This window comes from Lactiplantibacillus mudanjiangensis, assembly GCF_005405385.1.
GTDB lineage: Bacteria > Bacillota > Bacilli > Lactobacillales > Lactobacillaceae > Lactiplantibacillus > Lactiplantibacillus mudanjiangensis.
This window is the reverse complement of the sequence record NZ_BJDY01000005.1, coordinates 232,745-256,485: the sequence shown is the minus strand read 5'-3', so window position 1 is coordinate 256,485 and position 23,741 is coordinate 232,745. Positions and strand designations below refer to the sequence as shown.

The following is a 23,741-nucleotide window of genomic DNA, read 5'->3' as shown; positions in this document are numbered from 1 at the left end:
AATACACACACAATCTTCTCAAAATCTTGCGGAATTGCCTAATGCTTTCACAGGCTAGCGCGAATTTGGTCATATTTGTTGCTTACAATAAAAGTCTAGTTGATCGAAAATAGCGCGTTGTCGCGGATTGGAGTCTTGGTAAATGACCGTTCAAATTGCCATTGTTTTAATAACCTTAGTCGTAACTTTTGTTGTGATGGCCATGGAAATCACCACCCCGAACGCCGTGATTTTATGTGCGTTGGGTTTCTTATTATTAATTGGGGTGTTGTCACCTAGTGATGCGCTAGCGGGGTTCGCTAATGATGGTTTAGCCACCATTGCGTTGATGTATATTATGGCCTATGCGATTGCGAAGAGTAATGTTGTCAATCGGTTGTTTAACCGTATTTTGGGTAATGGGCAACATGAACGTGGGGCGTTATTGAAATTATTGACGACCGTGAGTGTGATTTCGCCTTTTATGAATAACACGCCAATCGTTTCAACCTTAACGCCGATGGTACAGAAATGGTGTAAGGAGAAAGGACTATCGGCCTCAAAATTCTTAATTCCGCTATCGTATGCCACGATTTTAAGTGGCTTGTTGACGGTCTTAGGGACGTCGACAAACTTAGTTGCTCAGGGATTGTTATCCAAATACCATTTGAAGCAATTCGGGACTTTTGACTTAGCGATTGTGGGGCTGCCGATTACCATCGTTGGGATTGGTTATTTGATGACGATTGGGTATCACTTGTTACCTAATTATCGCAATAGTCCTTTAGATGAAGTCACGGACGCCCCAAATGATTATTTGATTGAAATGTCAGTTGGACCAGACTTTGAATACCTTGGGCAAACTGTAGCTGCAGCTGGATTGCGTGATTTAGAAAATGTCTTTTTGGCCGCAATCAATCGCGCTGGCCGTCCCATTGTCCCCGTCAGTCAAGCTGTCGAACTACAACAAGGCGACAAGTTGTACTTCACCGGTTCGATTAACGAAATCAATGATTTATTACAAATCAAAGGATTAATTCCCAGTACTGAAAAGGTCAATATGGCTGATATTACGAATGAACAGGCACAAATTGTAGAACTATCGATTCCCGAAAACTCAACATTGATTAATCAAACGGTTAAATCAGCCAATTTTCGTAATCGGTATGGCAGTGTGATCGTCGCGATTCATCGAAATGCGGTTCAGTTAAAAGGTCAAATTGGTCGGATTAATTTGAAGGCCGGCGATGATCTCGTGGCGATTACCAACAATGATGGTGCCCAACTTGAAGCGATGAAAGATGTCCATGTCTTTAATACGCAACCAACCCAAAATGTGGCGACAACGTATAAAGACTTTTTGCCACTCTTGTTATTGATTACAACGATTATTGCATCCACCATTGGTGTGATCGATTTATTTGTCGGTTTAGCCGCGGCCTGTGTGCTTTTGTTCTTAACTAAGTGTGTGACGGTTGATGATGTGGTGAAGGCCGTTGATATGAATGTTTTGTTCTTAGTTGCAAGTTCCTACAGCTTAGGCGTTGCAATGTCCAATGTTGGTGCGGATAAGTTTATTGCTAAAGGATTGGTGGCCTTAACAGGAAACTCGGCCCCGATAGTTTATATGTTCTTGTTGTACTTTATCACCAACTTCTTAACGGCCATCTTATCGAATGCGGCGGCATTATCATTGATGTTTCCAATTGTGGTTTCAGCGGCGAAAATTGTCAACTTACCAGTGATAATGTTAGTCATGTTGATTACGATCGCGGCTACTGCCGACTTTTCAACGCCAATTGGCTATCAAACGAATCTGATTGTTTATGGTCCCGGTCACTATAAGTTTACCGATTACTTTAAAGTTGGGATTCCACTTAACCTGATTTGTATGGTGATTTGTGTGTTCGTGACGTATTATGCTTATGTGATTTTATAAAGTAGTACAAAGATGGCAGAAAGTCTTGCCAGCATTAACTTGTTACCTACGCCAGCCAGTGATTCTGCCGGCTGTGGGGACCGGCTTCAGCCAAGAGCCTAGCCCAACCCGCTAGTCTCAAAAGTCGTCCACATCGTAAAGTCCGGCAAAATCATCCGGACTAACGATGTTATCACGGCCGGCGCCATCGCTGATTGACTCCGGTTATATCGTGGACTAATTAATTTAGACATCATTGATAACCGAGAGTGCCTCCACATTGAGCCCAGCCGTGGGAGCTCTTAGTGATTTATCGCTTAGAGCTCGGCGCTTTTGAAACACGGGTTGGGTGGTTCAAAACGATGGTCGAGACCGGTTTATGGCTCGACCAGTCCGCCCACAGCGTTCCGGCTCAAGGTGGGCGAACGGCAGGTGGTAAGTACGACTAATTTTGATTATAAAAAAATACCACCAACCTTGTTGATCGCAAGGTTGGTGGTATTTGAGTTAATTATTTTTGCTCTGATTTAGTCGATTTGGCTTTCTTAGCTTTAGGTGTTCGCTTGAAGCGGGCCTTAAGCCATGGGCCCCATGACTTAACATTGAGCTTAGGCGGATTAACTGTCCAAGCAATCAATCCCGGTAAGATCAGTGGGGTGACTAGGTTGCTTAGAATAATGCCGATCAGAACCATGATCCCAGTTGATTGTAAGAGTTGTTCTGGCATGCCCAACATTGGGAGGACACAGACTAATTCGAACAAACTAACGGGTAAGATCATGCGACCACTACGAGCGAAATGTTGCATCAAACTTTCAGCTTCAAATTGGTGTAACCAATCACGACGATTAACCGTTACGGTACTGATGAGTAACCAGTGTAAGGTTAATAAGATACTGCCCCAAACGAGGGTTAACCATGGTAAGTTCCCAAAGTTGGCGAAGCTCGTGTAGAGTAGGCGCGTGAAGCCCCAACTGGCGGTTACGATAAGCCCTAACCCAATAACCAAATATTCGCTCAAGACGATTGAACGTAGGCCTAACCAGAGACAAACACCGATTAAAACAAACGCTAATAACGCCCATTTCAAGTAGTTTGAAATGAAGGTTTGACGAATACTACTTTGCGTAACGGTTTCACCGCTGTAGTTAATGTCAGCTTTTGAGAGTGGTGTGGCTAGTAGGCTCGCTTTAACGGTTTGTTTCACCGCAGTTAACGCATGGAAACTAGTCGTACTAGTTGAAGCCGTCTTGAAGGTCACAATCAACTGTGTTTGATGACCATTTTTACTGGTATTGGTCGTTAAACTATTTTGAAAGAGACTGCTATTGTAAGCATCGGCTGGTAGGTAGAACGCTTTACCGACTTCACTGGCTTTCAAACTAGCCAAGTAGGTGTTGGTTTTATTGATTGAACTACCCACAGTACCAACGAGTTTAACGGTTTTTGCTAACTTCTTATTAACGGACTTGATCTTTTGATTCGTTTCATCGTACATGGATACGACACTATCTTGGTTCATTTGAACGGTATTTGTTAAATCAGTGATGCTGGCAACTAAATTGTCAGCTTTGTTGAGTTCTCGATTCAATGAACGTAAGGCCCGGCGACTGCGTTTGTTTTTACCTGTAATATTGCCGGCAGTCATTTCGGTATTGACCAGTGCATTAGAGATGCGGTCGTTGTAAGTCGAGAGTTTGTTGATTTGTTTTTGCAGTTTCTTCAAGTTCTTTAACTGTTGGCCAACTTGGGTACTAGTTAAGGTTTCTTGATTACTGTCTAAACGTTTTTTGATCTTTTGTAAGTCTTTTTGGTTAACGCTGAGGTTGGCGTTAATCGTATCTAATTGGTTACCTACATAGTACTGCGCAACTTTTTGACCAGTCGGTTGAGTCACGGAAACAACCGATTTAACCCCAGCCACATGCTGTAACTTGGTTGTCAACGCATCAATGGTTTGTAAATCTTTTTGAGTGGTCAAGTTACGGTTCGTGGAGACATTAATGGTAACTGGCGTGGTTTCACCAGCACCAAAGTGTGCACTGATTACTTGGCTACCATCTTCAGCATTAGTGGTGGTGGCTAGTAAATCAGGTGTTAAGGTATCATACGAGAACCGTGCCTGTGCAAACCACAAACCAGGCACGATTAAGATTAAGGCGACTAACCATGCTAATAGTGGTCGCCAATGACTAAAACGTCCAAATTGCCGCCACAGATTCTTGGAGCGTTGACCCCAAGCTTGAGTCCCGGGCCATTGAATACCATGGCCGAGTAGCGCAGCAAAGGTGTAATTTAAGGTTGGCACCGCCAACGCAGATAAAACCACCGCTAAGGCAAGTATCCAACTAGAAGCAACTGCTGGCAAAGCAGCAAAGCTTAATCCGACAGTCATCAAAGCAAAGCTGACTAGGACAATTAACCACTTTTTAAATTGACCGGATAATGTTGCTAGGGCGTCGGCTTCTAGATCGTCAGTATTTTCAGCTTCGGCTAAGTAATCATTCATGTAAGACCAGGTTAAGACTGTACTTAAAATCAAAACACTGATCCCAATTAAAAGCACACTATTGCCGGCAAATGGAAGTTTCCAGAAGGTAACGGCATTTGCAGCAATACTAGTTGTTGTAATTAAGGTAATGGTTTGAATGAGCAAGTTGATTAGTGGAATCAGTAGGGATCGGAAAATAATTCCTAATAAAAGCAATGTACAGATGGCACCAATAACGAGAATCATAATTGTGTGATTTAATTGCGTTTGTTGTCGTTGAGCGGCAATTAAATCTGTACTGGTCACGTAGGTTTTGAGTCCTTTGACCTTAGCCGCATCTGCCAGTTGGTTAGCTACGACTTTTAATTCGGATTGTTGATTATCAACGGCGACAACGGCCAATTCGGTGGAACCATCTTTAGAGGTTAATAATTGCTGATCATTAGTTGAAGTATGTATCGTCCGGATTTGTTTAATGCCATAGTATTTCGCCTTTTTATTGATTTGCTTTAAGGCTTTGTCAATTTTTGTCTGTTGACTCGGCAGTAATTGAGTTCGCTGATTATTAAAAACTAATACGAGTTGATCGGTATGAGCCAACCCGCGTCCCCATTTATTTTGTAGCTTTGTCAATTTTGCCGTGGAAACTTGGCTGCTCGTTTGGCTTTGATGGCTGTCGATTAGCGACTGCACGTTTGGTAACGCGGCGATGCCGACAAAGACAACGACAATCCAAAAGACCAAGAACAAAAATTTCGGTTTGAGAAATTTTTTCATGTGGATGTGACGCCCCTCATCTATTGATTTCGTTATGATAAGTCTACCATAGATGACTTGTGCTGGGCATTACAATTGAATGATGTAACCGCTTGAAAAGTCAAATTCCAGCAATTGATAGACAGTTATGCTATCCTATTGAAATTGTGAGAGGGGGATGCTTGATGAAAACGGATCGCTTTCAAGCATTTAGCGATGGTATTTTTGCCATTTTAATTACGATTTTAGTTTTGGAATTCCATGTACCAGACTTTAAGTCGGGACACTTACTGGCCGCGCTGTTAGCACAATGGCCGTTATTTTTGTCCTATGCTTTTTCATATTTTTACGTTGGGACGTTATGGTTGTTTCATCATGATTATTTTAGTATGTTGCAACGAATTGATCGGAATGTAAATATATTGAATTTACTGATGCTATTTAGTATCACGTTGCTTGACTATCCGATGTCGTTAGTTGCGGAAGCTTTGACTAGCGGTAACCGAGCAGATATGCAAGCCGCTTTTATTGTCTATGACTTGGTTGCGTTGTTCATTTCAGCGACCTTCTATTTTATGTATTTGTATTTACACCATCATCAAGAGCTAAAAAGTACGCGGGTGTCTAATGACTTTTACGCAGCCATCAAATTCGACCCCGTTCGCAGTGTGTCTATTTATGGATTAGCCATTGTAAGCACTTTCTGGTCAGTCTGGTTAGGGGCTTTACTACTAGCGGGTGGGATTATTTTTCACTTTTTAGCATATTTACGGATGAGTAATCAATTGGCTTTATCGAAAGGAAAATCAGCATGACAAATTATTCAGCATTAATGGGTCCAGATCGTTATGATTTAGCAGTAAACTTGGCACAACAGTACCACCTTGATCCGAGTCAAGTACTTTTTGGCTATTTGCAGGTGGTCAGTGATATTACTGGTGGGACGGCAGCTGAACCGGCCGATTTGCATGACCCGAAAGTCATGGATGCAATTAATACGCAGTTTGATCATTTTTTGAAGCAACGGCACTAAACGCAGGTCGTAGTCAACACGTTTAAAAAAGCTAGGTCAATAAAATTGATCTAGCTTTTTTATGAGCAAATACTGAGAAGCCCAGTTTTAAGTAAATAACAGAAAAAGGCGGGGTGAGTTTGCTGGGATTTTTAGACACAAAAAAAGACGCCCGGAATCGCCGGTCGTCATTCAGTAACAAACGTTAGTAACGGATTAAATTGAATGAGTCATTGATCCCCGACCAGGTAGCTAGCATTCTTTAAGATTAGCGTACATTTGGTCTAAATCGTCAATAGTCGTCATCATTGACATTTGGTGGGTATCAGCATCTTTAGCTGTTTGGCAAGCCTGATCGGCATGAAAACCTTTGGGAATCAAACCGGTGGTTGCCATCTGATGATAATACTCTGAAACTAAATGAGCAGAATTCATTTCCAAAGTATCCAAGACGTGATTCACATCAGCGAATAATCTAACGCGCGTCGATCGTTTTTTGGTTGGCATTTCTTCACCTCGATATATATTTTGACTCATTTCAGTGGAATAAGCAACTAAAGTGAAACGGGTTAACTAATCTGACAACGCTTTCATGCGGTCAAGGGCGCAAAAATAATTTTTTTGATTACTTAATGAACGCCTGATAAGCGAGTAAACGTTGATTTGATAAGGCTTAATCGCTAACAGTTAAGTCGTCCTCAATTGATTTGAGATTAGGATCATTATTTTTTTAGATCTCATTAGTTTTTAATTTTTTTGAATGTGCTATACTTGAGTTTCAATAACTATCAAAGCGAGGTCTTCATTGTGAGTGGATATAACGTCGCGATTGTCGGTGCAACCGGTGCTGTAGGTGCCCGGATGATCAAAATGGTGGAACAAACGAGTTTACCAGTCAATTCAGTTAAATTACTGGCTTCGAGTCGGTCGGCGGGTAAAGAATTGCAGTTCAACGGTCAAACGTTAACGGTTGAAGAAACTGTCCCAGAATCATTTGAAGGGATTGATTTGGCCTTATTCTCAGCGGGTGGCTCAGTTTCTAAGAAGTTTGCGCCTGAAGCTGTTAAACGTGGTGCAGTCGTTGTTGATAATACAAGTGCGTTCCGAATGGACCCCGAAGTCCCATTAGTGGTACCAGAAGTGAACGAAGATGCTTTGTACAAGCATCATGGCATTATTGCCAATCCAAATTGCTCAACGATTCAAATGGTCGTGGCATTGGAACCAATTCGCAAGGCCTTTGGATTGAAGAAGGTCATTGTGTCCACGTATCAAGCCGTTAGTGGTGCTGGTAACCGTGCGGTACAAGAATTACGTGATGAAGCACAAGCTTATTTAGATGGTAAGGAAATGGAAGCTAGCATTTTACCCGTTTCTGGTGATAAGAAGCATTATCCAATTGCCTTTAATGCGTTACCACAAATTGATGTCTTTGAAGAAGACGGTTATACCCATGAAGAATGGAAAATGATCCATGAAACCAAGAAGATCATGTGTGGTGGCGATATGGATAGTGATGATATCAAAGTTACGGCTACTTGTGTCCGGATTCCGGTACCTGTTAGTCATTCCGAAGCTGTCTATTTTGAAGTTGAAGACCCTAAAGCTAACGTTAAAGGCATTCAAGCCGCTTTAGCTGCTGCTCCTGGGATCGTGTTACAAGATGATCCAGATCATCAAATTTACCCACAAGCTCACAATGCTGAAGGGTCTAAGGATACTTTCGTTGGCCGGGTTCGTCCTGATCAAGAAGATCCAATGGCTTTCCATATGTGGGACGTTTCTGACAACTTATTGAAGGGTGCGGCTTGGAACTCCGTTCAAATCGCCGAACACTTAGATAAGTTAGGCTTGTTACACATGCAATAAGATTAGAGTGAGCCAAAAGTCGGGCAGTCAGCGAGCATTAACGTTGCTAACCGAACAATCCTGAACTTGGATTGCTTGGTTAGCAGGGTTAAGCGGAACTGATTGACTTTTGGTGCACGTTTTGGCAATAAATATTCTGACATCAAAAGAAGGTCGCTGATTCGAATTTTCGAATCGGCGACCTTTTTTGAGGCTTATTTACGAAATGAATTACGACGGAGTAGCCAAATGGTGAGGGCGCACAAGCCAATCGCGATGATGACCGTAATCTCCCAACCGAATGGATTTTTGGTGAATGGGAGATCGACGTTTTGACCGAAAAAGCCAAAAACGATATTTGGCATCGTCAACACGATTGAAAAGATCGTTAATAGCCACATGGTGTTGTTCAAACTATTATCTAAGATGTTTGAATAGGCGTTGGAAACTCGACCAATAATATCAGAAGCGATGTTAGCCATTTCGAGCCCTTGTTGTGCTTCAACAATGATATCATCAAGGCGTTCTTTTTGTGTCGTTGATAATTTAATTGGTGCAAAGCGTTTGAGCGATTGTAACATGTCATTATTGGTTTTGAGCGAAGTCAAAAAGTAAACCAATGTCGTTTCTAATTCCATCAGTTGTAGAATGACGGAACGTTGGATTTGTTTACGCATTTTGGATTGGATATTTTGCCGGTCTTTGTTGATGGCATTAATTGCTTGAAAGTATTGACGTGATAACTTGTACATCACGTCAAAGATATAATCGATGGGATGTTGGACTTTTTCCCAATCGGCATCGATCACATCCGCCAACATGTCTTCAACAAAATCAGTGTGGTCAGTCGTGAAGGTGAGCAACGTGTGTTCAACCAACATAAAACTGACTTGAGCGGTGTAAGTCCCTTCATCAATGTTCTTGGTCACCACGTCAAAAATCAACGTGGTAATGGCACTTTTGGCATCGTATTCGAGTCGGCCACGTTCATGTCGGTCGGTGGCGTAACCCAACATTTCATCGGTGACGCCTTCTTCATTAATGAGCTGATTATAATCATTATCCGTATAATTGTTAACTGCGACCCACCGGAAATCGTCGCTTAGGGCTTCTACTTTTATCATGTTTGTAAACTTCCAGATTTTTGATTTACTCTCAATTTAACATGCTTTGGCCCCGAACGTAAAGGGCGTTTTAATGAACAGTCGTCCGACTTAACCGTTCACACCACATTTGATGCTCGCGACTGAAGAAAGTTAAGAGTAGATCGTAACTAATAATGAGTAAGATTAAAGAAACGATGACAAGGCTAATATCTAACCGATTGAGTGTTGGGCTAGGAACGTTTCCCAGTTTATTGAATAACCACAAGTCTAAGAAAAGTAGTGGCAAACTAATGAAATAAAGACCACCATAATGAACTAAAAGTTGCCAACCACTAGCTGGCTGACCGGTGGTACTTAAAAGGCGACTATTGGTTAACCAACCACCAATCGTTTTACCACGCCAGAGTTTGGCTGGTAACCAGAAGAACGCTAAGATGTTAAAGACATACAGCCAACGAAAATCATGCGGTAGTGGCCAATTAAAATGTTTAACGAGTACAAAGTAACCGGCATCAAAGCATGCAATTAAGCCCCAGTCAATGATAAGTGCCCCAATACGACGCCAATTGATGGGATGATCTTGATGATTAAGTTGACGAGAATGATCGGTTTGCCACCATTTTTTAGGAATAAAGCCTAGTGCCACGGCACCTAAAAAGCCACCGAACGTGTTGGTGATCAGATCATCCACGTCAAACATGCGATAAGCCCGACTGTAGTAGCCGTACAGCCCAGTGAGTTGAGTGGTTTCAAAGAATAACGATAGGGCGAAGCTAGCCAACGTGATTAACCAAATTGGCCAATGGTGACGGCCTTTCAGATAAGCGCCAAATGGCATTAAGAGAATCACGTTAAAAAACGGTTGGAAAAAAGTCGATGTTTTAAATGTTGCTAACCATGTCGCCGGATTGCTTAGCTGAAAACCGGTGAGTAGCTTAAGCTGCGTGACGAAGTAAAAAGGTTGGAGATTATATTCGGCGCTCGTTAAGGCGGCCACTGAACTGCGTGAAGGGAGTGGCAAAATAATCAGTAAATAGCTGGCTGCTAGGTACCAGATAAAGGAGTAAGTACTGACAATTCGCCGTTCACTGAGGGTTTCGTGGCTGTGTAACTGACCGGATAGAACGATTAAGGCAATTAGTAAGGTGACGAATGGCAACGCCAAAATAATAATGTGCGCGGGTTCGAGCAACGTACTGACGATATGACTAGATTGAGCCAGTTGATAGAGTTTAGTGATTAAGTTTCGCATAATGGCGTCCCCCCGATGAATTAATTAAACTAAAGGTTGAAAGATAGTTTTTATCGATAATCATTGATAAAAACTAGTCATACTTGCCACCTATCGTTCGCCCACATTGAGTCGGAACGCTGTGGGCGGACCGGCTCAGCCAAAGAGCGGTCTGAAACGTCGTTTTGAACCACCCAACCCGTGTTTCAAAAGCGCCGAGCTCTAAGCGATAAATCGCTAAGAGCTCCCAAGGCTGGGCTCAATGTGGACTCACTATCGGCTATAATAGTTACCAAGTTGATTAATTCGAAATAACCGGAGTCAGCCAGTGATGGCGCCGGCCGTGAAAATATCGTTAGTTCGGGTGGTTTTCCCGAGCTTACGATGTGGACGACTTTTGAGACTAGCGATTTGGGCTAGGCTCAAAAGTGAGGTGGAAGCCCGTACTTTGGCTGGAACCGATCCCCACAGCCGGCAGAATTACTGACTGGCGTAGGTGACCGATTTAGCATAACTCAGGATAGTACTGGTAAGGGTTCCATCACTATAATTATTTTTCAACTTTTAGTTAATTAAACCCATTGTACTGGAGAATTGTGACTGAATGATGGTCATTCACCTTTTTTTCATAGAAAATAAAGAAATTGCCACTTAATTACGTCATAAACGTTTAGGAACCAAAATCCACCGATTATGTGATTCAACTAGTCAATCGGCAATTATGTGTTAAAATAATATGCTTATTGATGGGGAACGATTAAAAGGAGTAATTAAAAAAATATGTGGTTGATTAATTTAATGAATGACTTTGTGATTGGTTATCCAATCTTAGTGGCGTCCCTGTGGATTATTGGGTGTCTTTATTTTGGTAAGTTACAGCGAACTGAAAAACGACCAGTGCTAACGCCTGATACTGCACCGTTAGTGTCGATTCTCGTGCCAGCGCATAATGAACAGGATACCTTAAAAGGGGCCGTGGCATCGATTGCGGCGCTACATTATCATAATTTTGAGATCATTCTGATTGATGACAAGAGCAGTGATGATACGTTGAACATCATGTATGAGTTACAAAAAGCTTATGAAAATCGTTTTTTGATTAAAGTTGTGCCAATTGAAGTTAATCAAGGCAAAGCTAACGCGATGAACCAGGGACTAAAAGTGGCTAACGGTGAGTATTTGTTGGGGATCGATTCAGATTCGATCCTAGACTATCAGTCATTATCTGAACTTGTGAAGACGTTAAATAGTGATCCTCATATTGGAGCAGTGGCTGGTAAACCAGTGGTTCGGAATCGGACGACTATTTTGGGTCGGCTACAGTTATTGGAATATATTGGGGTTATTGACATTATTAAGAAAGCCCAAGCCTTTTTGACGGGCCGGATTACAACAGTTTCTGGCGTCATTGTTGCCTTTCGTCGAGACGCATTACTGGCAGTTGGCGGTTGGAATCCAGCGGTTATGACTGAAGATATTGATATTACGTGGCGGATGTATCGGCATGGCTGGCAAGTGCGTTATGAACCACGAGCAATTTGCTGGATTCTTGTGCCCGAAAGCGTACGGAATCTGATCAAGCAACGGCAACGTTGGTCACGTGGTGGGCTTGAAGTGCTGGTGGGAAACCGTGATGTCCTGGCTCATGGTAGCTGGAGTAAACGCGTTTTACTTTATGAAACAGTGATTAGTAATGTTTGGGCGATTTGTACCTCATTAAGTCTTATTTCATGGGTGCTAAATTTGATTATGGTGCACTCGGTGCAGCTGGATGGCGATATTTTGTTGATCTTATTGGTCATCAGTTTTACCCAATTCGGGATTGGGTTTAAAGCATCACAAGCTGCGGCCTATTTGGAATGGCGCGATCTATTATTGATACCAGTTTATATCATCTATTATTGGATGATTAACTTGGTCAGTTGTATCGCGGCCATCATTTCGTTCGTCTTAGATCCAGATCGGATTGGGACGTGGACCAGTCCAGATCGGGGGTTGAAGTAATGCGGGATAATGAAAAATTTGTGATTCGTAAGCAGACTAGTGCGCATCGGACTGGTGGGCGGATTTTGTTGATTGCGGCGATGTGGCTATTTGTGATTTTTGTTGTGGTCGTGAATCTCGCGTTCATCTTTCACGTCTACAGTGATACACTGGTTAGCTTTTACTTGTTGATGAATTTGGATTATCAGTTATATGGCATTGTGGTTGGTATCATTGTGCTTGTTTCACTGATAGTTTGGGGTTATGCCGCGTGGCGGTTACGGAAATTACGGGGGAAACAAGCATGAAGCGGTGGAAACGAAAAGGATTAATTTGGCTGTTAGCATTATTAGTGGTCGTGGCCATGGGCTTCACCGTTAAACAGAATTTCCAATTTAATAAGGGTGGCAACGAAGATTATGCGTTACGCCCAGAAGATGCGCGCGCGAAAAATGGGATCATTATTTTTTGTTATCACCGGATTTTGAAGAATACTGCCGGGGTCCAATTATCAAAAATCTTGTCGAGTAACTCACAGTTACATGACTTTAATGTGCCATTAGATCAATTTGCCGCCCAAATGAAGACCCTTCATGAGCAACACGTGAAAGTGATTTCGAGTGCGCAAATGGCGCAAATGAAAGCTAGCGGCAAACCGATTAAGGGCAAATACGTTGTCTTAACCTTTGATGATATTGATCGAACCACGATTGATAATGCCATGCCAATTATGAAGAAGTATCACATGCCGTTTACCACGTTTGTGATTACCGGAAATACTGGCCGTTACCGTGAAGGCACGCAATTGGCAACTTGGTCACAGATCAAGGCTGCTAAAAAGTCGGCAGGATCATTGATGACTTTAGGCTTGCATACGCATGATATGCATTATTTAACCAAGAAGTTTACACCGATTTTTGATCAACCACATGAATATCAAAACTTTAAACGTGATTTTGCGTTAAGTAAGCGTGAGTTAAAAGCGCATATGGGGGTTACTGCGAAGATGTTTGCCTATCCATATGGGAGTGGCCCTAAACGGATTAATAATTTCTTGAGTAAGCAACATTTGACTGAAGGTATTGCAACCTTAGATGTCGGGATTGTCACCGATGAAACGGCAATGAACAACTTACCACGAATGATCGTGAACGGAAATAGTTGGCCAAGTATTAAGAAATGGCTGACACAAAATTAATGATGAAAACTAAAGGTTGAACTTACTCATCGTTAGTAGGACCTTGCTAGAGCTGACTTGAATACTCTTAAATCGGTCACCTCCGGCTGTCAGTGATTCTGCCAGCTGTGGGGACCGATTTCAGCCAAAAGGCGGGCTTCAATCTCGCTTGAAAGCCTAGCAAACACCACTAGTCTTTCAAGACGTCCACGTTGTAAGTCCGGCAAAAACACCCGGACAACGACGTTTTCACGGTTGGCGCCATCACTGACAGCCTGCGGTTAAGCGATGATCAATGATTTGATCACAACTCTAGCCGAAAGTGAGTCTAATCTGGGCCCAGCCGTGGGCGTTTCTTAGCGGTTTTTGCTTAGAAACTGGCGCTTTTGAAACGCCGACCTTTGCGGTTCAAAACGAAATCCAAGACCGAACTTTGGCTTGGATTGTCCATCCACAGCGTTCCGGCCCGGATTGGGCGAACGGTAGGCGGCAAGTTTCGCTATTTTTGACCGTTAAATGTCTATCCTATCAATGGTTAAGTCTGAAATTCAGCTTTCAACCTTTAGTGATGAAAATATAAAAAGATGATCACAACGCCAATATTGGCTGTTGTGATCATCTTTTTTAGTTAGATTAAACTTTTTTCATTTTGTTAGATAAGAATAGGGTTGGCAAAATGATGACTAAGGCTGCGATTGAGATGAATAAGAAACCATATTGAAATGCTTCAAGGCGAATGTTAACTAAGTGTTGAGTCGTGAATGCTTTCAAATGACTTGCGGCTACATGGTAATGACCAGCTGCCAGACGATGTTCAAATGTTTTAACGTGCGAGTTGGAGTAAGCCGTGACCAAAGTGGTGATTAACGCCGAACCAAATGCACTGCCGACATTTTGGATAATCCGAGACCCAATCGTTGCGGCTGGTACTTGGGCATTGTCCATACCGGTGTAAGAGTCAGCCATTAATGGCATCAAAATCCCACCAGCACCGATACCGCGAACAAACAAGACGATGGCGATTAACCAATAAGCCGTGTGAATACCAATCCAAAAGAACGGTAGTGTGCCAATAAACGTGATTAAGACACTGGTGAAGACCACATATTTAGCCCCAATTTGGTCTGTGAGCTTACCGGTTAGTGGCCGTGAAACTAACATACCAAGGCCTTGTGGTACCAAGGCTAAGGCGGCCATGATGACACTCATCCCTTGCACATTTTGGAGGAAAAGTGGCAGTAATAGCATGGCACCATTGAGAACTGTCCCGGCGAGAAACAGCCCGACGACTGAACCATCAAATGATGGGAAGGTGAATAGACTAAGTGGCAAAACGGCCTGTTCACGACGAAAGGCGGCCCAGATAATGTACAAGATCAAGGCTACGGCGCCAATAATTAAGAAAGTGACCGTCGTATGATTGGTGAAATTAGCACTGTGAGCAGCCTTGACGATCGCATAAATAATTGAACTGGATGACACGATTAACAATAAGATTCCAATGAAATCCATTTTAGCTGCTTTATTTTGTGCGGGGTAGTTAGGCATTTTCCAAATGATTAAGAACATTGAAATTAAGGTGACGGGCACGTTAATCCAGAAAATCCAGTGCCAAGAAAGAAACTTGATAATAACCCCGCCGATAACGGGTCCAAAAAGTGGTCCAAGAATCATGGGAAGCCCTACTGTTGCCATCATTTGACCCATCACAGCAGTTCCGGCAGTTTGGACTAACAAGGTCGTTAACAGTGGCATGATTAAACCGCCAGCAAACCCTTGAATTAAGCGCGCACCGATTAGAAATTGAATATTTGGTGAGATTGCGGATAAAATTGATCCGACACCAAATAAAATTTCACCAGTCATAAAGACGAGTTTACCGTCAAATTTGTTGAGTAGCCAACTGGAAAATGGTACGGCGACACCAGTAGCCAGTAGGTAACAAGTAATCGTCCATTGAACCGTGGTCACCGAACTGTTAAAGCTTTTGACCAAGTTGTTGATGGCGATGTTCATCATGGTTGAATCTAATAGCGGTGCCATGGCACCGAATACGATGACCCAAGCAATGGTCATCGTTGATTTTGAAATTTTGGTAGGTTGTTTTTTCATTTTCTTTCTCCTTACATAAGAAACTTTTGGTATCTTAAAAGCACAACTGCTATAATACGCTTAGAGAGAAAAAAGTCAATAAGAAACTTTTGGTTTCTTAAATAAGGAGTGAATCGTGATGACAAAAACACGTCGCCGTGGGGTTGAATTAGAAAAGGCTATTTTTCAAGCAACACGTGAGATATTAGCGACTGAAGGATTAGCGGGACTAACGTTTCCGAAAGTGGCAGCCGCAGCTGGAACGAGTAAACCCGTGATCTACCGGCGCTGGAAGTCACCCTTTGAATTATCGTTAGCGGCAGTTCAGGATCAGATTAAGGCTGAGAACAATGGTCGAACTGATGAGGTGGTATTTACTGGTGATAGTTTACGCGAGGATTTAATGCAAGTTATGAAACGATTCGTTATTAGTATGAATACTTTTGGTCAGTCATATGTGACGACTTTTTTTAGTGTTTTAAATCAAGAACAAGGGACTGTGATTTCAAAAATTGTTGAAGAAAGCTCAACTATTGATATTCACGCCATTGATCGGGTACTCGAACGGGCGCAAACTCGGGGTGAAATCACGACAACTGCTTTTTCAAACGATTTAAAATTATTACCGTTTGAGTGGTTACGATATCATGTATTTACGCGTGAAACGATTGGCGATGATAAGGTGAAATTGTTGGTCGATGATATTTTAGTGCCGGCTTATCGCCATGCGGGTAGTGCATCTGAAAAAGCTTAATTGAGACTAGCTTGGGTTAAGGCTCAGGCTTTTTTTTGAATATTGCTATTTATGATAATTTATGGTTGAATAGTGAACAATTATTAAAAGGAGCTGAGAATATGTTAATGGATGGTCATACGCATACGGAATTATGTCCGCATGGCAGTGGTGAGTCGACTGAGAAAATGGTGCAGCGGGCGATTCAGTTAGGCATGCAGAAGTATTGTTTGACGGAGCATGCACCGTTGCCACCAGAGTTTGCGGCAACTTATGCTGGCATGTCTGAAGGCATTACGGAAGCTTCGCTGACACTTGACCAAGTGCCAACGTATTTGGCGTTAGGGCAACGATTACAAGCTAAGTATCGTGATCAGATTGACATTTCGATTGGCTTTGAAGTGGATTATTTAGCCGGCTTTGAAACTTGGACACGTGATTTTTTGAAGACATATGGTCCACAAACTCAGGAAAGCATTTTGTCGGTGCACTTCATGACTGGGGCCCAACGTAAAACTTGGGGGATTGATTTAAGTCCAGAAAACTTTGGCGTGGCTTTTGAACCTTGGATAGATCAGCCCCAACAGCTCTTTAAACAGTACTACCAAACGGTCCTGGCATCCGTACAAGCTGACTTAGGGCCGTATGCGCCGCAACGGATTGGTCATATGAGCTTGGTGCGTAAGTATCAAGATTACTTCAAGTTGATCGAACCGTTGGATGCCGATAACTTAGCTTTAGTTGATCAGATTTTAGCGTTACTTAAAACGCAACACCGTGAATTAGATTTAAATTTAGCTGGTTTGTTCAAACCTTTTTGTAATGATTTTTATCCGGGCAATCAAATTTTGAAGCGGGCTCAAAAGCTTGAGATTCCGCTGATTTATGGTTCAGATTCACACGATATTATCAGTGTCGGTCGGGGACAGCATCTCATAAAAAAATTAATTGTTGGTTGACAAGTTAAAAAAAGACTACTAGAATGAATTTTAAATTAAACGCCTAATCAAATTTTAATAAAACGGTTGTGATTAGAAAAAGTAGTTAATAACTTCCTCATCCAGAGAGTTCGGGTAGCTGAGAACCGAGCAGATATTATTAATGAACCCACATCTATGAACTGCCAAGGTGAACCAGGTAGATTAGCCTTGGCCGAATGGTTTCGTTATCCAAGTTGACGATTTGTCAACATGAGGCTACTAGTGTGAGCTAGTAACGAACAAAGGTGGAACCACGCGTAAACGTCCTTTTAGCAATTAAGCTAAGAGGGCGTTTTTTTATTTGACATTCGGCAGGAAAAATTAAGGAGGTCTTGGACATGTTAAGCAATTTATTACCACTTGGTACGCGCGATGAATTTGGTCGCCGGGCCGCGACTAAACAACAACTCATCGCGGTGATCCAAGCCCATTTTAAGCAACGTGGTTTGGCTCCAATCGCAACACCGTTGTTGGAAAATCAAGCGGTCTTTGATCCTTACCAGATGGGCAATTATCAGTTATACCGGTTACTTGATACGGAAGGCCAGACCTTAGTTTTACGACCGGATATGACGTTACCCATTGCACGTTTTCTCAGTGCGACCAAAGTGCCGCTGCCACAGAAATTTGGCTACGTTGGCGATATTTTTCGTGTGAGTCGACGTCTGTCTGGGTCTTACAATCAGATTACGCAAGCCGGCGTTGAGTTAGTAGGGTATGCGTCCTTGAAAGCCGAATTAGAATGTTTGGCGATTGCCAATCAGTTGAGCGCTGAATTAATTGATGACGCAGTTGAAATTGAACTCGGCAGTGCGCCATTCGCCCAACAAGTTGTGGCCAGTTTGACGACTGATTCTGAGCAACAAACGGCGATTAAGACTGCTTTGTTCAATAAGCAAATTCCACAGTATACCGCGTTAATTGCGGCGTATCAAGATCAGCCCATCTATCCCTTTTTGCAACAATGGCCACGGTTATTCGGTCAACCCAAGCAGATTTTTCAACGATTGGCCCAAGCGCCGCTACCTGAGACGGTCACCAAATGGATTGATGAACTAAAAACGGTGGTGACTTGGATGCAAACGACCATGCCTGATCAAGCGGTCTCAATTGATTTGAGTAGCCAAGCGCCGCAGAAGTATTACACCGGTTTGACGTTCCGGGGATTCTCACAGGCTGGTGCGGGTTACTTATTCAGTGGTGGCCGTTACGATCAACTACTAGCGAACTTTCAGACCAAAAGTGAACCGGCTGTTGGGATGGGATTAGATGTCGATCTCTTAACGGAATTGGCCTTAAACACGACAGTGACGACACCTAAACAAGTGATTTATTTTAACCCTGATCAATGGACACAGGCGGAACAAGTATTAGCCACCCAGCCACAAGCGACTCTAAGTTTGGCCGCGGATCGGGCCGGTGCGATTATTGAAGCCCAACAATTGGGTGCAGCTTTAATTGATTTAACGGAGGGGACGTCAGATGCCAACTAAACGTTTGAAAATTGCCTTGACCAAAGGACGCGTTGAAAAACAAGTCTTGCCATTGTTGGAACAAGCTGGAATTGATTGCGACTTGGTTCGGCATAAACAGCGACGCTTGATCTTTGATTCTGAAACGCAACCGTATGAATTTATTTTAGCGAAAGGCCCGGATGTCACCACTTTTCTCGAACGCGGTGCCGCCGATATTGGGATTGTCGGTAGTGATATTTTGGTTGAACACCAAAGTACCCAATATGAATTACTCGATTTGGGAATTGGTGAATGTCAGTTTGTCCTAGCCTCAACGCAAGATTTTGACCCGAAAGCGCCGCGGCGCAAGATTATTGGCACCAAATATCCATTGATTACGAAACGTTATTTTGACCGCCTGGGCCAAGATGTTGAAATTATCAAAATTGAAGGTTCGGTTGAACTAGCACCGTTAACCGGATTAGCGGATGCCATTGTTGATATTACCGAAACCGGGACCACCATTCGTGAGAATCACTTACAGATTTACGACTACTTACAACCCGTCTCGACGCGGTTAGTGGTCAATCGATTAGCTCTCAAGCAACAAGCCAATGCAATTTATGATTTAGTTGATCGTTTAGCTGATGTTGTCAATGCCAATGCCAAAAAGGAAGTCATGCCATCATGAAAATTATTAATGAAGATTTAGCCAGCTTAAAAAAATTAGTTCAAACCAAAACACAACAATTAACTGATCAAAACGTGGTCACAGCTGTTCAAAGAATTATCACCAACGTGATTGAAAATGGTGATACGGCCTTAAAAGACTACGGTCAACAATTTGACGGCGTGGCTGTTGATCAATTCAAGTTGGACCAAGCTACGATTGATGCGGCTTACGATAACTTAGATCCAGACGTTAAAGCGGCGTTGCTCTTAGCCAAACGTAATATCACCAGTTTCCACGAAAAAGAAAAGGCCACTGGTTTTGTGGACGCTGAGCAACCAGGGGTCTTACGCGGTCAAAAATTCTTACCACTGAATCGTGTGGGTCTCTACGTTCCAGGTGGTACCGCGGCTTATCCATCGACCATTTTGATGAGTGCCTTGCCGGCTAAAATTGCTGGGGTTAATGAAGTGGTGATGGTCACACCACCACAAACCGATGGGATTAATCCCGCCGTACTAGCTGCTGCTAAGATTGCTGGTGTCGATGCGGTTTACCAAGTCGGTGGGGCCCAAGCAATTGCGGCGTTAGCATATGGAACCGAATCAATTCCTCAAGTGGATAAAATTATTGGTCCTGGGAACGTTTTTGTAGCCACGGCCAAGAAACAAGTTTTCGGTCAAGTGGCGATTGATATGGTCGCGGGTCCATCTGAAATCGGCATCATCGCCGATGACAGTGCCAATCCGCGTGAACTGGCCGCTGACTTGTTGAGCCAAGCGGAACATGACAAGCTTGCCCGGCCGATCCTGATTACCAATAGCGCTAAACTGGCCCAAGCAGTCAGTGATAATGTGGATTCTCAACTAAAAGTGTTGCCTCGGACTGAGATTGCGACAGCCTCGGTTACCAATAAGGGGTTCATCGCGGTAGTTGATCAAGTTGAAGACATGTTTGACTTAATGAATACCGTGGCCCCCGAACACTTGGAAATTCAATTGCCTAATCCGACCCAATACTTGAATTTGATTAAAAATGCGGGTTCCGTCTTCTTAGGGAGATATGCCTCGGAACCATTAGGTGACTATGTGGCGGGTCCTAATCACATTTTGCCAACAAGCGGCACGGCCCGCTTCAGTTCACCATTAGGCGTTTATGATTTTGTCAAACGGACGTCATTTGTGCAATACACGAAGACGGCCTTACAAAAAGAAGCCCAAGCCATTACCACGTTGGCTCGAGTTGAAGGTCTAGAGGGGCATGCCCGTGCGATTGAATCACGTTTTGACACGTACTATGACTAGGAGGAAGACACATGCGACAGGCAACGATTAAACGGAACACTAAAGAAACGCAAATCGAAATTAGTTTGAATCTAGACGAACAGAGTGGCATCGACATTGATACTGGGATTGGCTTTTTAAACCACATGTTAACGTTATTCGCCAAGCATGGTCGGTTTGGCCTAGTCGTCAAAGCCAACGGGGACTTGGACGTTGACCCACATCACACGACTGAAGACACTGGGATTGTGCTGGGGGAATGTTTTAAACAAGCTCTTGGCGATAAAGTTGGGATTGAACGGTACGGTACTGAATTCGTACCGATGGATGAAACATTAGGTCAAGTGAGTGTTGACTTGAGTGGTCGATCTTACTTGGTTTTTGATGCTGAACTCACCAATCCACGTCTCGGGGGACTAGATACCGAAACGGTAGAAGATTTCTTCCAAGCCTTGGCTTTTGCCGCTGAGATGAACTTACACGCTCGAATTCTCTACGGTCGTAATACCCATCACAAAGTGGAAAGCTTATTCAAAGCCTTAGGCCGGGCGATGCGCGCGGCCGTGACGGTCAATCCTGAAATTCAGGGGGTCAACTCGACAAAGGGTGTGATTTAGATGTTTGCAATCGTGGATTACGATACGGGGAATACCCGTAACTTAAAAAAAGCATTCGATTATTTAGATGTCGCTACGGTATTAACGGCCGATCCGGCTGAACTAGCGGCGGCGGATGCGGTTATCTTACCTGGTGTTGGGGCCTTCGCTGCGGCGATGGCTGCTTTAAATGAACGACAACTTGTGCCAGTGTTACAACGGTTAGCTCGTGATGGCAAACCGATGCTCGGCATTTGTTTAGGGATGCAACTCTTATTTAAGAGTAGTAATGAATATGGTGATCATGTTGGATTAGGTCTATTAAAAGGGCGGGTCACTGCTCTGCCAGCTGATCTGGGTGTGAAAGTGCCACAAATGGGTTGGAATCAAAATGTGTTGCAACAACCAGCGAGTGCTTTTAAAGCCATTGATCAAAACTATACGTATTTTGTTCATTCATATTATGCGGTATGCCCAACTGATGAAATTGTCGCCACGGTTCAACATGGCGTGACAGTGCCAAGCATCGTTCAACGCGATAATGTGGTGGGGATGCAATTTCATCCTGAAAAAAGTGGACAAGTCGGACTACAACAATTAGCAACTTTTAAGGACATGGTGAGTGCCAATGATTTTTCCAGCAATTGATTTAAAAGCCGGCCAAAGCGTGCGGCTATACCAAGGTGATTTTGACCAGGCAACGTTAATTAATACTGATCCGGTTGAACAAGCGCAACAGATTCAAGCTGCCGGGTTAAATCAACTCCATTTGGTTGATTTAGATGGTGCCAAATCCGGACAACCAGAAAACTTTACTACCGTTAAGGCCGTGCGGGCGGCGTTTACTGGCACCTTGGAATTGGGCGGCGGTATTCGCAATTATGACTTAGCGAAACGATACTTAGACCTCGGCTTAGATCGGTTGATTATCGGTTCAGCAGCTTTGACAGATCCCGACTTAGTCAAACGATTACTGACTGATTTTGGTGGTAATCGGATCGTAATTGGGGTTGATGGTAAGGACGGTCAAGTCGCGATTGACGGTTGGCTGTCTCAATCACAAACGAAGATGAGTACTTTGATTCAGACGATGATGGTGAGTGGCGCACGGCACTTCATCGTCACCGATGTGGCCCGCGATGGTACCTTGCAAGGGCCAAACTTAGAACTGTTAACTGACCTTCACGCACAGTTGCCAGCGGCTAATTTAGTTGCTAGTGGTGGGATTCGCAATGTCGATGATTTGAAAATATTACAGGCGGCCGGCATTAAAGATGCGATTGTCGGTAAGGCATTGTATGCCGGCACCGTTTCATTGGCCGAATTAGCGGAGGTGGATGCATGTTAGCAAAACGGTTAATTCCATGTTTGGATGTTGCCGATGGTCGCGTGAAAAAAGGCGTCAATTTTGTGAATTTGACCGATATCGGTGATCCAGTTGAAATTGCCGCCGCCTATCAACAACAAGGTGCCGATGAACTGGTTTTCCTCGATATTTCTGCGACTAATGAACAGCGTCGAACGATGGCCGATTTGGTTGAAGAAGTTTCGGCACAAGTTTTTATGCCACTAACGATTGGTGGCGGCATTAGTCGTGTTGATGATATGCAACGGATCTTAAAAGCGGGTGCTGATAAAGTGGCGATTAATTCCGCGGCGGTTGCCAATCCAGCTTTGATTAAGGCTGGGGCCGAAAAGTTTGGCAACCAATGTATTGTGGTGGCAATTGATGCGGCTTGGGATGAAGCGGCACAGATGTACCGTGTTTATACCCATGGCGGCAAAAAAGCGACGGATCTGGATGCTTTAGACTGGGCGCAACAAGCTGTTGCCTTAGGGGCCGGTGAATTGTTAGTGACCAGCATGGATCGCGATGGGACTAAGGCCGGCTTTGATCTGAACCTTTATCAAGCTTTAGGCGAGGTTGTCGCCGTACCCCTGATTGCTTCTGGCGGGGCTGGAAACTTAGCTGACTTTGTCGAGGTCTTTGACCAGGCGCCGGTTGATGGGGCGTTAGCGGCATCGGTATTTCATTATGGTGAGTTAACGATTAGTCAAGTCAAACAGGCACTAGCCGCTAAAGGGGTGATCGTGAGATGAATGAACAACCTGACTTTGAAAAAGGCGATGGCCTGGTAACCACGGTCGTTATGGATGCGATGACTAAAGACGTGTTAATGGTGGCTTGGATGAATGCGGAAAGCTACCAACGGACGTTAGCTTCTGGTCAAACGTGGTTTTGGTCACGATCGCGCCAAGAATTATGGCATAAAGGCGCCACGAGTGGCAATTTACAAGACGTGGTCAGCATTAAACTCGATTGTGACAACGATACATTGCTGATCGCGGTGACACCGCATGGTCCAGCTTGTCATACTGGTCACTACAGCTGTTTCTTTAAAACCGTTCAAACACAGAAAGAGGTTAATTAAT

Annotated in this window: 22 protein-coding genes and 1 other annotated feature; of the genes, 17 read left to right on the top strand and 5 right to left on the bottom strand. The window is 43.5% G+C overall.

Features of this window, described 5'->3' with window-relative positions; genetic code table 11:
* The first annotated feature begins 142 nt into the window (after nt 1-142).
* The gene (locus tag FFM84_RS12380) at nt 143-1,918 is read left to right on the top strand and encodes an SLC13 family permease (protein ID WP_130845526.1); all 1,776 of its coding nucleotides are present in this window, start codon (nt 143-145) and stop codon (nt 1,916-1,918) included.
* A gap of 490 nt (nt 1,919-2,408) precedes the next feature.
* On the opposite strand, the gene FFM84_RS12375 is transcribed toward FFM84_RS12380, so the two are convergent.
* The gene (locus FFM84_RS12375; RefSeq protein WP_130845527.1) at nt 2,409-5,165 is read right to left on the bottom strand and encodes an MMPL family transporter; all 2,757 of its coding nucleotides are present in this window, start codon (nt 5,163-5,165) and stop codon (nt 2,409-2,411) included.
* Between the two features lie 164 nt (nt 5,166-5,329).
* Between FFM84_RS12375 and FFM84_RS12370 the strand changes: the two genes are divergently transcribed.
* Together FFM84_RS12370 and FFM84_RS12365 are read left to right on the top strand one after the other, a co-directional pair.
* A complete protein-coding gene (locus tag FFM84_RS12370) occupies nt 5,330-5,959 on the top strand; it encodes a TMEM175 family protein (RefSeq protein WP_130845528.1) in 630 nt (209 codons plus the stop codon).
* Nucleotides 5,956-6,177, top strand: a complete 222-nt coding sequence (locus FFM84_RS12365) for a hypothetical protein (protein WP_130845529.1) — start codon at nt 5,956-5,958, stop codon at nt 6,175-6,177. The genes FFM84_RS12370 and FFM84_RS12365 overlap by 4 nt, the downstream gene beginning before the upstream one ends.
* A gap of 231 nt (nt 6,178-6,408) precedes the next feature.
* Here FFM84_RS12365 and FFM84_RS12360 read toward each other — a convergent pair whose 3' ends face one another.
* Nucleotides 6,409-6,663 (bottom strand): hypothetical protein, encoded by a 255-nt coding sequence (locus FFM84_RS12360; RefSeq protein WP_130845530.1) that lies wholly within the window; start codon nt 6,661-6,663, stop codon nt 6,409-6,411.
* Nucleotides 6,664-6,963: 300 nt separating this feature from the next.
* Between FFM84_RS12360 and FFM84_RS12355 the strand changes: the two genes are divergently transcribed.
* A complete protein-coding gene (locus FFM84_RS12355) occupies nt 6,964-8,025 on the top strand; it encodes an aspartate-semialdehyde dehydrogenase (protein WP_130845531.1) in 1,062 nt (353 codons plus the stop codon).
* Between the two features lie 194 nt (nt 8,026-8,219).
* On the opposite strand, the gene FFM84_RS12350 is transcribed toward FFM84_RS12355, so the two are convergent.
* Together FFM84_RS12350 and FFM84_RS12345 are read right to left on the bottom strand one after the other, a co-directional pair.
* Nucleotides 8,220-9,128 carry a magnesium transporter CorA family protein gene (locus tag FFM84_RS12350; protein WP_130845532.1) on the bottom strand — a complete coding sequence of 303 codons (909 nt, stop codon included), beginning with the start codon at nt 9,126-9,128 and terminating at the stop codon, nt 8,220-8,222.
* Between the two features lie 70 nt (nt 9,129-9,198).
* On the bottom strand, nt 9,199-10,362 hold the full coding sequence (locus FFM84_RS12345; protein ID WP_130845533.1) for a VanZ family protein: 1,164 nt from the start codon (nt 10,360-10,362) through the stop codon (nt 9,199-9,201).
* Nucleotides 10,363-11,121: 759 nt separating this feature from the next.
* On the opposite strand from FFM84_RS12345, the gene FFM84_RS12340 reads away from it, so the two are divergent.
* Genes FFM84_RS12340 through FFM84_RS12330 form a run of 3 tightly spaced genes read left to right on the top strand, consistent with a single transcriptional unit; the run spans nt 11,122 to nt 13,522 of the window.
* Nucleotides 11,122-12,345, top strand: a complete 1,224-nt coding sequence (locus tag FFM84_RS12340) for a glycosyltransferase family 2 protein (protein WP_308779294.1) — start codon at nt 11,122-11,124, stop codon at nt 12,343-12,345.
* Nucleotides 12,345-12,632 carry a hypothetical protein gene (locus FFM84_RS12335; RefSeq protein ID WP_130845534.1) on the top strand — a complete coding sequence of 96 codons (288 nt, stop codon included), beginning with the start codon at nt 12,345-12,347 and terminating at the stop codon, nt 12,630-12,632. Before FFM84_RS12340 ends, FFM84_RS12335 begins: the two co-directional genes overlap by 1 nt.
* Nucleotides 12,629-13,522 carry a polysaccharide deacetylase family protein gene (locus tag FFM84_RS12330; RefSeq protein WP_130845535.1) on the top strand — a complete coding sequence of 298 codons (894 nt, stop codon included), beginning with the start codon at nt 12,629-12,631 and terminating at the stop codon, nt 13,520-13,522. The genes FFM84_RS12335 and FFM84_RS12330 overlap by 4 nt, the downstream gene beginning before the upstream one ends.
* Before the next feature lie 612 nt (nt 13,523-14,134).
* On the opposite strand, the gene FFM84_RS12325 is transcribed toward FFM84_RS12330, so the two are convergent.
* On the bottom strand, nt 14,135-15,613 hold the full coding sequence (locus FFM84_RS12325; RefSeq protein WP_130845536.1) for an MDR family MFS transporter: 1,479 nt from the start codon (nt 15,611-15,613) through the stop codon (nt 14,135-14,137).
* Between the two features lie 118 nt (nt 15,614-15,731).
* On the opposite strand from FFM84_RS12325, the gene FFM84_RS12320 reads away from it, so the two are divergent.
* From FFM84_RS12320 to hisI, 10 genes are all read left to right on the top strand, one after another.
* Nucleotides 15,732-16,346, top strand: a complete 615-nt coding sequence (locus tag FFM84_RS12320) for a TetR/AcrR family transcriptional regulator (protein WP_130845537.1) — start codon at nt 15,732-15,734, stop codon at nt 16,344-16,346.
* Between the two features lie 101 nt (nt 16,347-16,447).
* Nucleotides 16,448-17,284 carry a histidinol-phosphatase HisJ gene (gene hisJ / locus FFM84_RS12315; RefSeq protein WP_130845538.1) on the top strand — a complete coding sequence of 279 codons (837 nt, stop codon included), beginning with the start codon at nt 16,448-16,450 and terminating at the stop codon, nt 17,282-17,284.
* Nucleotides 17,285-17,343: 59 nt separating this feature from the next.
* Nucleotides 17,344-17,577, top strand: a binding site (T-box leader).
* Nucleotides 17,578-17,643: 66 nt separating this feature from the next.
* Nucleotides 17,644-18,798: an ATP phosphoribosyltransferase regulatory subunit gene (locus FFM84_RS12310; RefSeq protein WP_130845539.1), complete on the top strand. Its 1,155-nt coding sequence runs from the start codon at nt 17,644-17,646 to the stop codon at nt 18,796-18,798.
* Nucleotides 18,788-19,450 (top strand): ATP phosphoribosyltransferase, encoded by a 663-nt coding sequence (hisG, locus tag FFM84_RS12305; protein WP_130845540.1) that lies wholly within the window; start codon nt 18,788-18,790, stop codon nt 19,448-19,450. The genes FFM84_RS12310 and hisG overlap by 11 nt, the downstream gene beginning before the upstream one ends.
* Nucleotides 19,447-20,733 (top strand): histidinol dehydrogenase, encoded by a 1,287-nt coding sequence (hisD, locus tag FFM84_RS12300; protein ID WP_130845541.1) that lies wholly within the window; start codon nt 19,447-19,449, stop codon nt 20,731-20,733. Before hisG ends, hisD begins: the two co-directional genes overlap by 4 nt.
* Nucleotides 20,734-20,744: 11 nt before the next feature.
* Nucleotides 20,745-21,329, top strand: a complete 585-nt coding sequence (hisB, locus tag FFM84_RS12295; protein WP_130845542.1) for an imidazoleglycerol-phosphate dehydratase HisB — start codon at nt 20,745-20,747, stop codon at nt 21,327-21,329.
* Entirely contained in the window at nt 21,330-21,956 is a 627-nt protein-coding gene (gene hisH, locus FFM84_RS12290) for an imidazole glycerol phosphate synthase subunit HisH (protein WP_130845543.1), read from the top strand.
* On the top strand, nt 21,937-22,656 hold the full coding sequence (hisA, locus tag FFM84_RS12285) for a 1-(5-phosphoribosyl)-5-[(5-phosphoribosylamino)methylideneamino]imidazole-4-carboxamide isomerase (protein WP_130845544.1): 720 nt from the start codon (nt 21,937-21,939) through the stop codon (nt 22,654-22,656). The genes hisH and hisA overlap by 20 nt, the downstream gene beginning before the upstream one ends.
* Nucleotides 22,650-23,408, top strand: a complete 759-nt coding sequence (hisF, locus tag FFM84_RS12280; protein WP_130845545.1) for an imidazole glycerol phosphate synthase subunit HisF — start codon at nt 22,650-22,652, stop codon at nt 23,406-23,408. The genes hisA and hisF overlap by 7 nt, the downstream gene beginning before the upstream one ends.
* Nucleotides 23,405-23,740: a phosphoribosyl-AMP cyclohydrolase gene (hisI, locus tag FFM84_RS12275; RefSeq protein ID WP_130845546.1), complete on the top strand. Its 336-nt coding sequence runs from the start codon at nt 23,405-23,407 to the stop codon at nt 23,738-23,740. The genes hisF and hisI overlap by 4 nt, the downstream gene beginning before the upstream one ends.
* Nucleotide 23,741: the final 1 nt, after the last annotated feature.

What these genes read in the sequence shown, in the direction of transcription:
- hisB (WP_130845542.1), top strand. Translation starts at nt 20,745, where the DNA reads ATGCGACAGGCAACGATTAAACGGAACACTAAAGAAACGCAAATCGAA.
- FFM84_RS12310 (WP_130845539.1), top strand. Translation starts at nt 17,644, where the DNA reads ATGTTAAGCAATTTATTACCACTTGGTACGCGCGATGAATTTGGTCGC.
- FFM84_RS12380 (WP_130845526.1), top strand. Translation starts at nt 143, where the DNA reads ATGACCGTTCAAATTGCCATTGTTTTAATAACCTTAGTCGTAACTTTT.
- FFM84_RS12335 (WP_130845534.1), top strand. Translation starts at nt 12,345, where the DNA reads ATGCGGGATAATGAAAAATTTGTGATTCGTAAGCAGACTAGTGCGCAT.
- FFM84_RS12320 (WP_130845537.1), top strand. Translation starts at nt 15,732, where the DNA reads ATGACAAAAACACGTCGCCGTGGGGTTGAATTAGAAAAGGCTATTTTT.
- hisA (WP_130845544.1), top strand. Translation starts at nt 21,937, where the DNA reads ATGATTTTTCCAGCAATTGATTTAAAAGCCGGCCAAAGCGTGCGGCTA.
- hisG (WP_130845540.1), top strand. Translation starts at nt 18,788, where the DNA reads ATGCCAACTAAACGTTTGAAAATTGCCTTGACCAAAGGACGCGTTGAA.
- FFM84_RS12350 (WP_130845532.1), bottom strand. Translation starts at nt 9,128, where the DNA reads ATGATAAAAGTAGAAGCCCTAAGCGACGATTTCCGGTGGGTCGCAGTT.
- FFM84_RS12370 (WP_130845528.1), top strand. Translation starts at nt 5,330, where the DNA reads ATGAAAACGGATCGCTTTCAAGCATTTAGCGATGGTATTTTTGCCATT.
- FFM84_RS12325 (WP_130845536.1), bottom strand. Translation starts at nt 15,613, where the DNA reads ATGAAAAAACAACCTACCAAAATTTCAAAATCAACGATGACCATTGCT.
- hisJ (WP_130845538.1), top strand. Translation starts at nt 16,448, where the DNA reads ATGTTAATGGATGGTCATACGCATACGGAATTATGTCCGCATGGCAGT.
- FFM84_RS12340 (WP_308779294.1), top strand. Translation starts at nt 11,122, where the DNA reads ATGTGGTTGATTAATTTAATGAATGACTTTGTGATTGGTTATCCAATC.
- hisH (WP_130845543.1), top strand. Translation starts at nt 21,330, where the DNA reads ATGTTTGCAATCGTGGATTACGATACGGGGAATACCCGTAACTTAAAA.
- hisF (WP_130845545.1), top strand. Translation starts at nt 22,650, where the DNA reads ATGTTAGCAAAACGGTTAATTCCATGTTTGGATGTTGCCGATGGTCGC.
- FFM84_RS12360 (WP_130845530.1), bottom strand. Translation starts at nt 6,663, where the DNA reads ATGCCAACCAAAAAACGATCGACGCGCGTTAGATTATTCGCTGATGTG.
- hisD (WP_130845541.1), top strand. Translation starts at nt 19,447, where the DNA reads ATGAAAATTATTAATGAAGATTTAGCCAGCTTAAAAAAATTAGTTCAA.
- FFM84_RS12365 (WP_130845529.1), top strand. Translation starts at nt 5,956, where the DNA reads ATGACAAATTATTCAGCATTAATGGGTCCAGATCGTTATGATTTAGCA.
- FFM84_RS12330 (WP_130845535.1), top strand. Translation starts at nt 12,629, where the DNA reads ATGAAGCGGTGGAAACGAAAAGGATTAATTTGGCTGTTAGCATTATTA.
- FFM84_RS12375 (WP_130845527.1), bottom strand. Translation starts at nt 5,165, where the DNA reads ATGAAAAAATTTCTCAAACCGAAATTTTTGTTCTTGGTCTTTTGGATT.
- hisI (WP_130845546.1), top strand. Translation starts at nt 23,405, where the DNA reads ATGAATGAACAACCTGACTTTGAAAAAGGCGATGGCCTGGTAACCACG.
- FFM84_RS12345 (WP_130845533.1), bottom strand. Translation starts at nt 10,362, where the DNA reads ATGCGAAACTTAATCACTAAACTCTATCAACTGGCTCAATCTAGTCAT.